The following is a 14,349-nucleotide window of genomic DNA, read 5'->3' as shown; positions in this document are numbered from 1 at the left end:
AGTCTCACCTTATGAGCATCGCTGCCGGAGCCTCCGTCCTCGCCCTGCCGGGGAAGTCCCCGCGGATCGCCGCCGACGCGTTCATCGCCGAGGGCGCACGCATCGTGGGAGACGTGTCGCTGGCCGAGGGTGCGAGTGTCTGGTACAACGCGGTCCTTCGAGGCGACTCTGCCTCCATCGCGGTCGGACGCGACAGCAACGTCCAGGACAACGTCTCGGTCCATGTCGACGCGGCGCATCCGGTCGTCATCGGCGCGAAGGTGTCGATCGGTCACAACGCGGTCGTCCATGGGTGCACGATCGGAGACGGTTCGCTCATCGGCATGGGAGCCGTCGTGCTCAGCGGGGCCGTCATCGGCGCCGGCTGTCTCATCGCCGGTGGAGCCGTCGTGCTCGGAGGCACAGAGGTGCCAGACGGATCACTGGTGGCCGGGGTGCCCGCGAAGGTGCGCCGAGCGCTCAGCGACCAGGAGCGTGCTGACCTGATCGCGAACGCCGACGTCTACCTCGCGCACGTCCGGACCCACGCCGCGGCGACACCGATCTGATCGGAATCGACCGATAGGCTGGTCCTCACGGGGCGGTGGCCAAGCTGGTTAAGGCAGTGGGCTCATAACCCAACGATCGCGGGTTCAAGTCCCGCCCGCCCTACTCCTGCTCCGCTTCGCAGCGACGTCATCGGTCGACCGCTGTCGATCGAGGGACGACGTCGCGAGGACTGTTCCGGCGGCGATCCCGCCCAAGGCGCCGAAGACCATGTCGCCGATCGTGTCCTGGTAGGTGACGAAGATCTCGTCACTGAGGTAGGCCCAGCCGAGCCACTCGATCATCTCCCACACCGCGCTCAGCGCCAGCGCCAGGACGGGCGCGAGGATCAGCGAGGTGCGTCGGCTGGCGCCCGAGTCGCGAGTCAGGGGCACGACATCTGCCCGGGTGAGGATCAGTGCGGCGACGACCGTGAGAACCCCCGTGCAGATCAGGTGCAGGAGCAGGTCCCATCCGGGGATCGACCGGTACAGGTCGAGCACATTGCTCCACGCCGCCACGAGCACGGTGGCGCACACGGTGAGGTCGAACCACCCGCGCATGCCCAGAACTCGCGGCAGCATCAGAGCGGGAAGCGCAAGCGCCGCGATGCCGGCGTCGGTCGGGGCGAGCCATATCAGCGCGACGGCGACCCCGATGATGCCCACCGCCCGCACGACGTCGGCCGACCACTCCGTGACGGTGCGCGGCGGTCGCAGGAAGTCCTCTTTCACGGTGTCCTCCCCGTCAGGCGCAGGAGCGCCTGCACCGGGCGATGATCCGAGGGCGCGATCCCGTCGAAGACGTGTGCGTTCACTGCAGCGGCACGGACTCGGACATCCGGACTGACGAGCAGCCAATCGATGCGTCGACCGCCGACCTTCGGACGCCGATATCCGCTGAGGGTGCTCCACAGGGGCGTCAGCCGATCATCTGCCGCGCCCCAGGAGTCGCTCAGATCGGCGCGCGAGACGAGTGTGCGCAGGGCCTGGGAGCCGGGGCCCGCATTCAGGTCTCCCATCACGACCGTCGGAAGGGAGCGCGCGCGAACCAGTGCGGCGATGACCTCGGCAGAACGTCGCCGAGACCGACGCGAGAGATGATCGAGATGGGTGTTGACGACCAGGAACGCGACCCCTGTCGACCTGTCCCTGAACTCCGCGGAGACGACGATGCGAGGAAAGAGCGCTCCCCATGACAGGCTGCCCGGCTCGTCGATCCGTGTCGAGAGAGCGTGTTGGTCCCACCCGCGCAGTTCCAGCCGCGACGCGTCGTAGAGGATGGGTGTTCCCTCACCCGTGCCATCGCGGTTCCTCCCTCTGCCGACGAACCGATGGTCCCGCCCGAGGGCGTCGGTGACGGCCTTCAGCGATCGGGGGAGCACTTCCTGCAGTCCGAGGACGGTCGGCCGCTCCGAGCGGACCATCTCGGCGACCGCAGGCTCGCGATGGCTCCAGCGGTCACGCTTCCGACGCAGGGCGCCTTCCATCGCGCGACGGATGTTGAACGACATCACGTGCAGGTCCGGTGCAGCAACGGGACCGATCAGCGGCACGACCGTCACCGGGCGCTCCGTCCCGCGGTGCTGAACAGGCGGCGGCGGACGATGAGCCGTCCCCAACGCAGGGGTGGGAAGTCGCGGGGCCAGTGCACGAGCACGCTACGGACGCCTCGGTGCACGCGTCGACCGAACTGTCCTGCGGTGAGCGGCCTCATCGACATCCCCATCGTGGTGTGCGGGAGCCGGGCGATGCGGTGGTTCTCGCCGAGGTGGAAGGCGAGGTCGAGGTCGTCGTGGATGTCGGGGTCTCCTCGGTGCACGTCGGACCGCACGGCCTGCCAGGCCTCCCTGCGGAACGCGAGATTGGATCCGAAGAGGGGCAGATGTCCGAGAGTGACGCTCAAGAGGGTCATATAGGCGCCGAGATAGAGCCGCGAGAGTGGCGTGCGCAGGGCTGCCGGCCCGTCCGTGAAGCGCGCGGGCCCAGTGATCGCCCCGAGGTGCTCGTCGTCGTCGAAGGCCGAGACGATGGCCGTGATCCACTGAGCATCCGGTTCGCAGTCCGCGTCGAGGCGCAGGATCAGTTCGCCGAGAGCCGCGTCATACCCGGTCGACGCTGCAGCGGGAATGCCGGGATCGAGACACGTCAGCACGCGCGCACCCCAGGCGAGGGCGACGGAGGCCGACGAGTCGGATGAGCCGTTGTCGACGACGATGATCTCGTCGGCCGGCTGGTCCTGGGCGTGCAGAGCGCTCAGGCAGCGCGCCAGCAGCTCGGCATCGTCCTTGACCGGGATGACCACTGACGTGGTGAGCCGTGTGCCCTGATTCGCCGTCGACGGAAGGCCATCGACCGCCTCCATCGTGTGCCCCTCGGTGTGTGCCGTCATCGGTTCGATCGTGGCATCACCCGACGTCGGGCGCGAGGGACTTGACACCGGCGGGTGCGTGCCGATGCCTGTGGACGTCAGCGAGTGCCCGCGGCGTCGAGGTCGGGCGAGGGGTCGATGACCTCGTCGACGAGCGTGATGCCCCCGCTCGAGTTGGCCGAATGAGCGAGATCCTCGATCCATCGGCGGCTGAGCTCGGGCGTCTCGCTCTCGTCGAAGACGAACCGCAGCGGGATCGACGGATGCAGCCAGACCGTCGAACGGCCTTCGGTGTCACCGTCGGGATGCTTCCACGTGAGTGTGAAGCTCTCGTTGCGACGCAACTTCGTCGCGACGACGACCTTGAGGTGCGCGAGCGCCCGATCTTCGATATGGATCGGCTCCGAGCCGCCGTAATAGAGAGAACCCATATCTCGGAATATATGTCTCAGTCGGCGCCGCTCTCGGCGTGCTGGTCGCGGCGCGCGACACGTGCGAACAATCTGTTCGCATAGTGTCATCGACGGTGCTTCGCCGCCGTCACAGAAGGAAGCACGCCGAAGCTCTCGCGATACGCCGCGGCGAAGCGAGACGGATGCGAGAAACCCCACCGTCGGGCCACCGCGGCGACCGTCGTCGGTGAGCCCGAACGCAGATCGCGGTGCGCTCCATCGAGGCGCGCCTGCCTCAGCGACTCCGCCGGCGTCGTGTCGAGTGCGCGCCGAAAGGCGTATTGAAGGCCTCGCGTCGAGATGTGGACGGCAGCGGCGACGTCGTCGACCGTGATCGGCCGGTGCGAATTCTCGGCGATGAAGGCGAGGGCGCGACGCACCGTCGCCGGCGCCGGCATGCTTTGCGCCGGCCGATGCCGTTGCAGGCGACTCGTCGTCGCGAAGGCCGCGAGCGTCGTCGCCGCGGCATGGCGAGCCAGTTCGCTGCGCACGAGATCGTCATCGTCCGTATCGTCGACGAGATCCGCGGCGCTCATCTCGAGATACGCGAACATGCGATCCCAGGCGGCCCCAGCGTGCGCGGAGCGCGGAGCGAGATCGCCCACGCGGACGGATACGCGGTCGTCGCCACTGATCCTCTTCGCGAGGCGGGTCAGGGTGTCCCGCTCGAAGACGAGTGCCGTGACCCTCGCTCCCGCATCCCAGCGGGCGCGCACTCTCGGACCATCGGAGATCCAGGGGAGACTCGCATCGAGATCTCCTCGATCGGAGTACACCCGGGCATCGGGCCCATCGACACGGCAGACCAGCACCTGGTCCTGTGGTTCGGCTGTCGAGCGCACCTCGGCGGCGAGGTCGTAGCGCACGAGACTCACGGCACCGAGATCGGCAGAGTGCCAGTCGAAGCGGAAGCGTTGCGGGTCGACGTCGTGCAGTACGGCGGACGGGACGAACTGCTTCCAGGTGCTCTCGACACGCGAGACGTCACTGGTACGGAATCGCATCGCGGGGCACCTCCTGAACGGTTCGACGTGCACGGACCGGCCAGGTTCCGTCGAGGCGCTCATCAGGTTCGATGCGGCCCATCCGGATGAAGTACTCCGTGAGGCTCGCCGCCTGAGAGCGGGCCCACCCGATCTGGCGTGTGTGCAGCTCTTCCAGCGTATCCGGAAGCACGAACTGGCGGGCCAGAGCCTGCGCGACCCGGCCGGCGGCCACGGCATCCGCCGCCGCTTCGTGGGCGTCCTCGAGGCGCACCGCATAGAGGGCTGCGACCACCTCGAGCGTGCGTTTGCCCGGACGATAGCGGTCATAGGCCTTGTCGATCACGAGCGGGTCGATGATCGGTGAAGGGTCCTCCAGTGGCGGGATGCCGTGGCGATGCGACTCGTGCGCCAGGAGGGAGAAATCGTATGCGGCGTTGTAGGCCACGATCGGCACACCCTGAGAAAGCAGGGATCGCAGGGCCGCCGTGACCTCTCGGACCACCTCGGCGCCCTGCCGTCCGTGGCGGCGCGCGTGCTCGGTCGTGATCCCGTGCACGGCGGTGGCGCCGTCCGGAATCGGAACGCCGGGATCCGCGAGCCAGTCCCGTGCGGCGATCTCGCGGCCGCCGGCGTCGAGGAGCCCGACGTGTGCGCTGACGATGCGATCGTGCTCCACGTCCACACCGGTCGTCTCGAGGTCGAACACGCCTACGCGAGTGATCCAGTGCGGGAGCGAGGGTGCCGGGGGCATGATCTCACCGTAGAACCGGGCTCCGACATCGGGGCGGAGGCACACGGGGATCCCGCATGCGACGACCCTAGACTTGATCCATGCCCGCGCCCTCTCCGTATGCCGACCGTCTGAGCCGACTGCCGGTCGTGCGTCATGAGGTCGAGGTCAGAGGCGGGACGACCGTGTACTGGGAGTACGGTCCCTCCGACGCAGATGTGACAGTCGTCGCCGTGCATGGATTCCGAGGCGAGCACCACGGTCTCGAGCCGGTTCTCGCGTTCCTTCCCGAGGTCCGGGTCATCTCTCCCGACCTTCCCGGCTTCGGAGAGACGGCGCCCGTCGCCGGGCGCTCGTACGATCTCGATGAGTATGTCGCGTGGCTGACCGAGTTCGCCGCTGCGGTGGCCCCCGGGGCGGTGATCCTCGGGCACTCCTTCGGATCGATCGTCGCCTCCGCGGCCGTGGCGGCAGGGCTCGAGACTCCGCGGCTGATCCTCATCAATCCGATCGGCGCACCCGCCCTCGAGGGCCCCAAGGGCATCATGACGCGGCTGGCCGTGCTGTACTACTCGCTCGGGGCGCGGCTGCCCGAGCGGCTGGGCACTGCTCTGCTGCGGAATCGACTGATCGTCAGAGTCATGAGCATCACGATGGCGAAGACGTCGGACCCGCAGCTGCGACGTTTCATCCACGATCAGCACGACACCTACTTCTCGCGCTTCGCCGACCGCGATGTCCTGCGGGACGCGTTCGTGACGAGCGTGTCGCATGATGTGAGCGAATTCGCCCGCTCGATCCCGACGCCGACTCTGCTCATCGCCGCTCAGCGCGACGACATCACACCGATCGAGGTCGAGCGGGAGCTCGCCACCAGATTCGATGACGCGACCCTCGTGGAGATCGCCGAGGTCGGACACCTGATCCATTACGAGACGCCTGCCGAGGCTGCAGGCGCCGTACGACGATTCCTCAGGATTCCCGTCTCGCGAGCCCGATGAGGCCGGCAACCCGGAAGGGGATGACCTCGCCCATGGCCAGGGAGGTCTCAGTCCGCTCGACTCCGTCGATCGACAGGATGCGCGCATCGGTGTCGAACAGGTGGCGGGCGTCCCTGCACGCGACGCGTGCAAGCAGATCGATCGATCCGCTGAGTCCGTGCGCCTGCACGACCTCGGGAATGCGCGCCAGTTCGTTGATGATCCGCGGCAATTCGGTCTGACGCACGCCGATGCTCACGAACGCCTGAAGGGGGAACCCCAGCACGTCGGTCGAGAACGACCGCTCGTACGACTGGAAGATCCCTGTCTGCTCGAGTCGCGCCATGCGCGCCTGGATGGTGTTGCGGGAGAGTCCGAGATTCTCCGCCAGCGCCACGATCGTCACGCGAGGGTCATCGGCGAGTGCGGCGAGAAGTTCCAGATCAATGCGGTCAAGTCCGGCCATAGTGCCAAACGATAGCAGGCACGATGTACCCCAGATTTGGCAACATGCTCAAGCCGCTCTCGATTGCTTGAGCGAGGTGATGAGCGGACGTACTCTCAAGTGAACCGGCGCTGAGGCCGGGGCCGCGCGTAGAACCCGTGACGACGGCCACGAACGAGGAGGACGACGATGTCACCCCAGATCACTCCGATCGCCGACATGGCGCAGGATCTCGAACTCGCGGAGCGCATCCTCGCGCCGGACGGCGAGCGCGTCGCGAACACTCGTCTCGACGGGTTCGTCGCCGACGTCGACGGTGCCGGACTGCGCGCGCTTCACCGCGACATGGTCATCCTCCGGCGCATCGACGCGGAGGGGGTGGCGCTCCAGCGTCAGGGCCAGCTGGGTCTCTGGGCGCCATGCCAGGGGCAGGAGGCGACCCAGATCGGAACCGCGAGGGCGCTCGCACCGCAGGATTACGTCTTCCCGAGCTACCGCGAGACGGGTGTCATCTATGCACGTGGCGCGCAGCCGGGCGACTTCGTCCGTATGTGGCGTGGTGAAGAGGGCGCGGGTCACGACCCCGCAGCGCTCCGCGTCGCTCCGTTGCAGATCATCATCGGAGCGCAGACGCTCCACGCGGTGGGGTATGCGCTCGGCATCCGTCATGAAGATGCGGACGAGGTCGCCGTCACCTACTTCGGCGACGGTGCCACGAGCCAGGGAGATGTGAACGAGGCGATGATCTTCGCGTCCTCGTATCAGGCTCCGGTGGTGTTCGTCTGCCAGAACAACCACTGGGCCATCTCGGAGCCGGTGTCGGTGCAATCGCAGTATCCGATCGCCGGACGCGCGCCCGGCTTCGGCATCCCGAGCCTGCGCGTGGACGGCAACGACGTGCTGGCCTGCATGGCCGCGATGCGCTGGGCTCTCGCGCACGCGCGGTCCGGACAGGGCCCCGCCTACATCGAGGCCGTCACATATCGCATGGGTCCGCACACGACAGCCGACGACCCGACCCGCTACCGCAGCGACGACGAACTCCAGGCATGGCGTGAGCGTGACCCGATCGCCCGGCTGGAGGCACACCTGCGCTCGATCGGGGAGCTCGACGACGACCAGCTCGCGGACACGCAGAGAGCGGCGGACGCCGCGGCTCGAGACATGCGCGCCGAGTGCTTGGGCATGGTGACGCGTCCTCCGCTCGCGGTGTTCGACGGCGTCTACGCAGAGCCGCACTCGGGCCTCGAGCGGCAGCGCGACGAGTACGCCGCGTACCTCGCGTCGTTCGACGGCGAGGCGTGAGCATGACTCAGATCACTCTCGGAAAGGCGCTCGGAGCAGGTCTACGACGGGCGATGCGCGACGACGACAAGGTCGTGCTGCTGGGCGAGGACATCGGCAAGCTCGGAGGCGTCTTCCGCATCACGGATGGACTGCTCGACGAGTTCGGGCCCCAGCGTGTCATCGACACGCCCCTCGCTGAATCCGGCATCGTCGGCATGGCGGTCGGGTTGGCGTTCCGCGGCTATCGCCCTGTGGTCGAGATCCAGTTCGACGGTTTCGTCTATCCGGCTTTCGACCAGATCGTCGCGCAGGTGGCGAAGCTGCACTACCGGACGCAGGGCCGGGTGAAGATGCCGATCACGATCCGCATCCCCTGGGCGGGAGGCATCGGTGCTGCCGAGCATCACTCGGAATCGCCTGAGGCGTACTTCGTGCACACCGCAGGGCTCCGTGTGATCGCGGTCTCCAATCCGGAAGACGCCTATCGGAGTCTTCGCCAGGCGATCGCGTCGGACGACCCGGTGATCTTCTTCGAGCCGAAGCGGCTCTACCACCACAAGGGCGATGTCGATCTCGACGCCCCGCTCGCGGATGCCGCACCCATGGGACTCGCGCGAGTCGTCCGCACAGGCGATGATGCGACTCTCATCACCTACGGGGCGATGGTGACGACCGCGCTGCAGGCCGCCGAGGCCGCCGAAGACGATGGCATCTCGCTCGAGGTCATCGATCTGCGTTCGCTGTCGCCGGTCGACTACGACACCGTGGCGACGTCGGTCCGCAAGACCGGCCGTGTCGTCGTCGCGCACGAGGCGTCGCGAGAGGCCGGTATGGCGGCTGAGGTGATCGCGAGCGTCACGGAGCGCTGCTTCGAGTACCTCGAGTCGGCGCCGTTGCGCGTGACCGGACACGACGTCCCGTACCCGCCGGCGAAGCTCGAGAAATACCATCTGCCGGATCTCGACCGACTGCTGGACGCCGTCGACCGGGTGCTCGACCGTCCGAACAGCCTGACGGGAGCAGACGCGTGAACGCGGAGTTCAGACTGCCCGACCTCGGAGAAGGACTGACCGAGGCGGAGGTCGTCCAGTGGCTCGTCGCTCCCGGCGATGTCGTCGCGCTCAATCAGACTCTCGCCGAGGTCGAGACCGCCAAGGCGATCGTCGAGTTGCCTTCTCCGCACGCAGGCGTCGTCACAGCCCTGCATGCTGCGGCGGGGGAGACCGTCGCAGTGGGCGCGCCGCTGATCGAGTTCGATGTCGAGGGAGCCGACGACGCTTCGTCTGCCGCCTCGGATGGCGGCGGTGCTGAGGAGAAGGCGCAGCCTAACCTCGTGGGCTACGGAGCTGCGCCATCAGCATCCGGGCGACCGGCCCGACGTGCCAGACGTGCGGTCGGCGGACGGGCGGCGACCGACACGGCCGTGCTCGAAGCGGCGCCGCACGACGCGTCGCCGACCGTGAGCGTCGAGGTCGTCGCCGAGCGGCCGCGCTCCACTCCGCCCGTGCGTGCGTATGCCAAGCGTCTCGGGATCGATCTCGTGCTGGTGGCGGCGACGGTGGGGGATCGCGTGATCACCCGCGGGGATGTCGACGACTACGCGTCTCGCACGGCGACGACCGCAGAACAGGTCGATCCCGCGCCTCCCCGACCGCGGGTTCCGGACGATGCCGCGAGCCTCCGTGATGGCTCTCGGGAGACGCGGATCCCCATCCGCGGAGTTCGCAAGCACACGGCTGCGGCGATGGTCGAGAGCGCGTTCACCGCACCGCACGTCACGGTCTTCCACACGGTGGATGTCACGGCGACGATGGACCTCATCGCCTCGCTGCGGGGCGACCGCTCACTCTCGGAGCATCGGATCGGTCCGCTTGCGGTGGTGGCGAAAGCGGCCTGTCTCGCCTTGAGTCGCACGCCCGGGCTCAATGCCCGATGGGACGAGTCCGCGGGCGAGATCGTGCAGTTCGGATACGTGGACCTCGGGATCGCCGCAGCGACCGAGCGGGGACTCATCGTGCCTCACATCCGCGACGCCGAGTCTCTGACACTCACGGAGCTCGCCGATGCGGTGGCATCTCTCGCCGTCACCGCGCGGGAAGGACGCACATCTCCTGTCGAGCTGGCGGGCGGCACCTTCTCCATCTCGAACATCGGTGTGTTCGGCATCGACTCGGGCACCCCCATCCTGCCTCCGGGGCAGTCGGGAATCCTCGCCGTCGGCGCCGTCCGGCGCCTTCCGTGGGAGTACCGCGGTGAGATCGCCCTTCGCCAGGTGATGACTCTCAGCCTGTCGTTCGACCACCGCATCGTCGACGGGGCGGAGGGAGCGAGGTTCCTCAAGGACGTCGCGGACGTGTTGGAGGAACCGGGGAGGGCGATGCTGCTCAGGTAGTCGCTCGGAGCGCTGATTCCGCCATCGCGGCGAGCACTGTCGCGGTGGCGGAGCGCTGCCGGGACGCCGCGCGCGTGCTGTGCGGCGTCGAGTTGATGAGCCCGAAGCACGCTTGCACCCGCAGACGAAGCTCGTCGGCGTCGGCATCGACCAGAGGGCTCAGGGTCTCGATCCAGAGCTCGATGTATGCGCGCTGCAGCCGGCGGACCTCGGCATGATCCTGAGCGGCGAGATGCGCGACGTCCCGGTCATGCACTCGGATCACATCCGCGTGACCCAGCGCGAACTCCACGTGGAAGGCGACGAGCGCGCGGATGCGCTCCTCGGGTGTGGACCCGCCCGCCGCGACACTCGTGCCGCCCGAGACCAGGTCATCGCTCACCTGGACGAGCACGGCGCCGAGCAGCGCCTGCTTGCCGGCGAAGTGGCGGTAGACCGCCGGTCCGGAGACGCCTACGGCGGCGCCGATGTCTTCGAGGCTCACACCGTTGTATCCGCTCTCGGCGAAGAGCCGTGCGGCTTCTCGGAGGATGGCGTCAGACCGCTCCGCCTTGGCGCGGTCTCGCGCAGTGGGAGGGCTTGTCATCTCAGTTAATCCTCGCTAACCTGATGCGATCGGTTAGTGAACACTAACCGAGAAAGCATCGAATGCGCCAGGGCGATGACGCCGGCGCGATGTGGTCGAGGAGGACGTCACGATGCCCGCAACCCAGCAGTCTCTCGCTGCCGAGCTGCACGAACGACTGACCGTCGCCGCTCAAGGGGGGCCGCAGGCATCCCGGGAACGGCACATCGCGCGCGGCAAGCTCCTCCCGCGTGATCGCGTGACCAGACTCCTCGACGAGGGCAGCCCCTTCGTCGAGATCGCCCCGTTGGCGGCCGACGGACTGTACGGGGGAGAGGCGCCAGCCGCGGGAGTCATCGCGGGGATCGGCCTCGTCCACGGCAGGCACGTGATGGTCGTGTGCAACGACGCGACAGTCAAGGGCGGAACCTACTATCCGCTCACGGTCAAGAAGCACCTGCGCGCACAGGAGATAGCGCTCGAGAATCGACTTCCGTGTCTCTACCTCGTCGACTCCGGCGGCGCCTTCCTCCCCAAGCAGGACGAGGTGTTCCCGGACCGCGAGCACTTCGGACGCATCTTCTTCAACCAGGCCAGGATGTCCGCGGAGGGGATCCCGCAGCTCGCCGCCGTGCTCGGTTCGTGCACGGCGGGCGGAGCCTATGTCCCCGCGATGAGTGACGAGACCGTCATCGTGCGTGGCCAGGGGACGATCTTCCTCGGCGGCCCTCCGCTCGTGAAAGCGGCGATCGGTGAGATCGTGTCAGCGGAGGAGCTCGGCGGCGGCGAACTGCACGCCCGGCGCAGCGGGGTGGTCGACCATCTCGCCGAGGATGACGAGCACGCACTCGAGATCCTGCGCGACATCGTCGCCACCCTGCCGTCGCCCCTCGCTCCGGTCTGGGACGTGGTCGAGTCGCGTCGGCCGTCCGAACCCGGCTCGCTCTATGACGTCGTCCCGGTCGACGTCAACACCCCGTACGACGTGCACGAGGTGATCGATCGGCTGATCGACGGCGGCACGTTCCGCGAGTTCAAGAAGGAGTACGGCACGACTCTCGTCACCGGCTTCGGGCGCCTGCACGGGCACCCGGTCGGGATCGTCGCGAACAACGGAGTGCTCTTCAGCGAATCCGCCCTCAAGGGCGCGCACTTCATCGAGCTCTGCGACCAACGCGGCATCCCTCTGGTGTTCCTGCAGAACATCTCCGGCTTCATGGTCGGATCGGATGCCGAGGCGGGCGGCATCGCGAAGGACGGAGCGAAGATGGTCACCGCTGTCGCCAGCACCCGCGTGCCGAAGCTCACCGTCATCATCGGCGGATCCTTCGGGGCCGGCAACTACTCCATGTCCGGACGTGCATACTCGCCTCGCTTCCTGTGGACGTGGCCGGCCAGCCGTATCTCGGTGATGGGCGGCGCCCAGGCGGCCTCCGTTCTCGGGACGGTGAAGGACGACCAGCTGACGGCTCGCGGACAGGCGTGGAGTACCGACGAGAGGCTCGCGTTCGAACAGCCCATCCGGGAGCAGTACGAGACCCAGGGTGAGCCGTACTACGCCACCGCGCGCCTGTGGGACGACGGCATCATCGACCCCGCCCAGACCCGTGACCTGCTGGGGCTCGCCCTCGATGTGGTCGCGCGAAGCCCTCTGCCCGAGCCGCGTTTCGGCCTCTTCCGGATGTGACCGCAATGACGAACAGTGTCCCCACCTCCCATCGTTTCGACAGCGTCCTCGTCGCCAATCGAGGCGAGATCGCACGCCGGGTCATCCGCACTCTCAGTGCGATGGGCATCCGCAGCGTCGCCGTCTACAGCGATGCGGATGCCGACGCCCCCCATGTGCGCGAGGCCGATCAAGCCGTGCGGATCGGCCCGGCGCCGGTCGCCGAGTCGTACCTCGACATCGATGCCGTGATCGCCGCAGCCCGCGCGACCGGAGCGCAGGCCATCCATCCGGGCTACGGATTCCTCTCGGAGAGCGTCGGGCTGGCCGAGGCATGCGCGGAGAGCGGCATCGTCTTCATCGGTCCGTCGGTCGACGCACTCCAGATCATGGGAGACAAGGCGAAGGCCCGCGACCATGTCGTGCGATCCGGGGTCCCGGTGGTGCCGGGTTTCGATGCGAGAGGACTGTCGGACGCGGAGATCGCTGACGAGGCCGACGCTGTCGGCTACCCGCTGCTCGTCAAGCCGAGTGCGGGCGGCGGCGGCAAGGGTATGGAGGTCGTCGAGGCGGCATCCGGGCTCAGCGCCGCACTGGCGTCCGCTCGACGGGTGGCGCGTTCGGCGTTCGGTGACGACTCCCTGATCCTGGAGCGGCTCATCCGACGCCCCCGGCACATCGAGGTGCAGGTGTTCGGCGACGCTCACGGAACGGTGATCACCCTCGGCGAGCGCGAGTGCACGCTGCAGCGACGTCACCAGAAGGTGATCGAGGAGGCTCCCTCTGCGGGGATCCCCGAGTCGACGAGGGACCGACTCCTCGAAGCCGCCACGCAGGCCGCACAGAGCGTCTCGTACGTCGGCGCCGGAACCGTGGAGTTCCTCATCGACGCCGATCTTCCGGACCAGGTCTTCTTCATCGAGATGAACACCCGTCTGCAGGTCGAGCACCCCGTCACCGAGGAGGTCACCGGCCTCGACCTCGTCGCCCTGCAGATCCACGTCGCGGCAGGCGGACGTCTCGACCCTGCGCCGGGTCTGCACGGTCACGCCGTCGAGGCGCGCGTGTACGCGGAATCGCCGGAGCGCGGATTCCTGCCCTCGACCGGACGCGTGCTGCTGTTCGATCCGCCGCGCGGCGTGAGGGTCGATGCGGCCGTGGAGACGGGCAACGACGTGACCGGATTCTACGACCCGATGATCGCGAAGATCATCGCGTTCGCTGACGACCGGACCACCGCGCTCCGCCTGCTCGATGAGGCTCTGAGCAGGACCGTCGTGCTGGGTGTGGACACGAACATCGGGTTCTTGCGCACACTCTGCCGCGATGAGCGGGTCACGGCCGGGGACCTCGACACGGGACTCATCGAGACGCTTCTGCCGCTCGTCGAGGAGCCGCCATCGCCGACGATGCTGGCCGCCGCACGGCGAACTGTCTCAGGCACGGATGACGCGGTCGGCGCGACCAGGGTGAGTCAGCGAGCGGGCGCGGTGTGGCAGGACCTCACGCAGGACGATCGGCGCGAGATTTCCTTCCGGACCGAACGCGGCGAGGTCATCCCCGCGCCTGCATCCAGCGGCTCGCGGTCGCGCGCCATCGCTGCGGTGGACGACGACGGTGCGGTCTGGGTCAGCGAGGACGGACGCACCGTGCGCCTGGAGCCTCTCGATCGCCGAGCCCTGTTGCTGCACCGTCTGCAGCAGAGGGAGCAGAGCGAGTCCGCGAACGGTCCGGATGCGAGAGCTCCGATGCCGGGAAGCGTGGTGGCCGTGCATGTCCGCGATGGCGACGTCGTGACCGCCGGCACGCCGCTCGTCTCGATCGAGGCGATGAAGATGGAGCACCCGGTGCTGGCGCCCCAGGACGGGACGGTGCGCCTCCTGGTCGCCGTCGGCGATCAGGTTCGACGCGACCAGCCGGTCGCGCACATGACGACGGAGGAGAAGTGACG

General features: G+C 68.0%; 15 protein-coding genes and 1 tRNA gene. 8 read left to right on the top strand and 8 right to left on the bottom strand.

Features of this window, described 5'->3' with window-relative positions; genetic code table 11:
- Window positions 1–11 precede the first annotated feature (11 nt).
- Together QRN21_RS14370 and QRN21_RS14365 are read left to right on the top strand one after the other, a co-directional pair.
- Window positions 12–548 carry a gamma carbonic anhydrase family protein gene (locus tag QRN21_RS14370; RefSeq protein ID WP_230100818.1) on the top strand — a complete coding sequence of 179 codons (537 nt, stop codon included), beginning with the start codon at window positions 12–14 and terminating at the stop codon, window positions 546–548.
- 29 nt (window positions 549–577) lie between these two features.
- Window positions 578–651 (top strand) — tRNA-Ile (locus QRN21_RS14365).
- On the opposite strand, the gene QRN21_RS14360 is transcribed toward QRN21_RS14365, so the two are convergent.
- From QRN21_RS14360 to QRN21_RS14335, 6 genes are all read right to left on the bottom strand, one after another.
- The gene (locus QRN21_RS14360; RefSeq protein ID WP_230100817.1) at window positions 633–1,259 is read right to left on the bottom strand and encodes a DUF2238 domain-containing protein; all 627 of its coding nucleotides are present in this window, start codon (window positions 1,257–1,259) and stop codon (window positions 633–635) included. The genes QRN21_RS14365 and QRN21_RS14360 overlap by 19 nt on opposite strands.
- Entirely contained in the window at window positions 1,256–2,089 is an 834-nt protein-coding gene (locus tag QRN21_RS14355) for an endonuclease/exonuclease/phosphatase family protein (protein ID WP_285364754.1), read from the bottom strand. The genes QRN21_RS14360 and QRN21_RS14355 overlap by 4 nt, the downstream gene beginning before the upstream one ends.
- Complete coding sequence (locus tag QRN21_RS14350; protein WP_230100815.1) at window positions 2,086–2,916, bottom strand: glycosyltransferase family 2 protein; 831 nt, start codon at window positions 2,914–2,916, stop codon at window positions 2,086–2,088. The genes QRN21_RS14355 and QRN21_RS14350 overlap by 4 nt, the downstream gene beginning before the upstream one ends.
- Before the next feature lie 77 nt (window positions 2,917–2,993).
- Entirely contained in the window at window positions 2,994–3,326 is a 333-nt protein-coding gene (locus QRN21_RS14345) for a DUF7882 family protein (RefSeq protein WP_056278704.1), read from the bottom strand.
- Between the two features lie 86 nt (window positions 3,327–3,412).
- Window positions 3,413–4,351 (bottom strand): helix-turn-helix transcriptional regulator, encoded by a 939-nt coding sequence (locus QRN21_RS14340; RefSeq protein ID WP_230100814.1) that lies wholly within the window; start codon window positions 4,349–4,351, stop codon window positions 3,413–3,415.
- The gene (locus tag QRN21_RS14335) at window positions 4,332–5,084 is read right to left on the bottom strand and encodes an exonuclease domain-containing protein (protein WP_285364749.1); all 753 of its coding nucleotides are present in this window, start codon (window positions 5,082–5,084) and stop codon (window positions 4,332–4,334) included. Before QRN21_RS14335 ends, QRN21_RS14340 begins: the two co-directional genes overlap by 20 nt.
- 80 nt (window positions 5,085–5,164) lie before the next feature.
- Between QRN21_RS14335 and QRN21_RS14330 the strand changes: the two genes are divergently transcribed.
- Window positions 5,165–6,064, top strand: coding sequence for an alpha/beta fold hydrolase (locus QRN21_RS14330; RefSeq protein ID WP_053096042.1), 900 nt, complete (start codon window positions 5,165–5,167; stop codon window positions 6,062–6,064).
- On the opposite strand, the gene QRN21_RS14325 is transcribed toward QRN21_RS14330, so the two are convergent.
- Window positions 6,036–6,509, bottom strand: a complete 474-nt coding sequence (locus QRN21_RS14325) for an Lrp/AsnC family transcriptional regulator (protein ID WP_053096043.1) — start codon at window positions 6,507–6,509, stop codon at window positions 6,036–6,038. The genes QRN21_RS14330 and QRN21_RS14325 overlap by 29 nt on opposite strands.
- A 168-nt stretch (window positions 6,510–6,677) precedes the next feature.
- Here QRN21_RS14325 and pdhA point away from each other — a divergent pair, with 168 nt between their 5' ends.
- The 3 genes from pdhA to QRN21_RS14310 are packed head-to-tail and all read left to right on the top strand — an operon-like array spanning window position 6,678 to window position 10,167.
- On the top strand, window positions 6,678–7,793 hold the full coding sequence (gene pdhA, locus QRN21_RS14320) for a pyruvate dehydrogenase (acetyl-transferring) E1 component subunit alpha (protein ID WP_072591265.1): 1,116 nt from the start codon (window positions 6,678–6,680) through the stop codon (window positions 7,791–7,793).
- A 2-nt stretch (window positions 7,794–7,795) separates the two neighbouring features.
- Window positions 7,796–8,806 (top strand): alpha-ketoacid dehydrogenase subunit beta, encoded by a 1,011-nt coding sequence (locus QRN21_RS14315; RefSeq protein ID WP_056278708.1) that lies wholly within the window; start codon window positions 7,796–7,798, stop codon window positions 8,804–8,806.
- Window positions 8,803–10,167, top strand: a complete 1,365-nt coding sequence (locus QRN21_RS14310; RefSeq protein WP_056278709.1) for a dihydrolipoamide acetyltransferase family protein — start codon at window positions 8,803–8,805, stop codon at window positions 10,165–10,167. The genes QRN21_RS14315 and QRN21_RS14310 overlap by 4 nt, the downstream gene beginning before the upstream one ends.
- Here QRN21_RS14310 and QRN21_RS14305 read toward each other — a convergent pair.
- A complete protein-coding gene (locus tag QRN21_RS14305) occupies window positions 10,160–10,753 on the bottom strand; it encodes a TetR/AcrR family transcriptional regulator (protein ID WP_053096047.1) in 594 nt (197 codons plus the stop codon). The genes QRN21_RS14310 and QRN21_RS14305 overlap by 8 nt on opposite strands.
- 112 nt (window positions 10,754–10,865) lie before the next feature.
- On the opposite strand from QRN21_RS14305, the gene QRN21_RS14300 reads away from it, so the two are divergent.
- Together QRN21_RS14300 and QRN21_RS14295 are read left to right on the top strand one after the other, a co-directional pair.
- Window positions 10,866–12,419, top strand: a complete 1,554-nt coding sequence (locus tag QRN21_RS14300; protein WP_285364741.1) for a carboxyl transferase domain-containing protein — start codon at window positions 10,866–10,868, stop codon at window positions 12,417–12,419.
- A 5-nt stretch (window positions 12,420–12,424) separates the two neighbouring features.
- Entirely contained in the window at window positions 12,425–14,347 is a 1,923-nt protein-coding gene (locus QRN21_RS14295) for an acetyl/propionyl/methylcrotonyl-CoA carboxylase subunit alpha (RefSeq protein WP_285364739.1), read from the top strand.
- Window positions 14,348–14,349: the final 2 nt, after the last annotated feature.

The sequence above is a fragment of the Microbacterium sp. LMC-P-041 genome (assembly GCF_030209555.1).
In the GTDB taxonomy this organism is placed as follows: Bacteria; Actinomycetota; Actinomycetes; order Actinomycetales; family Microbacteriaceae; genus Microbacterium.
Note: the sequence above shows the minus strand (reverse complement) of the source record. Positions and strands in the feature narration are given on the sequence as shown.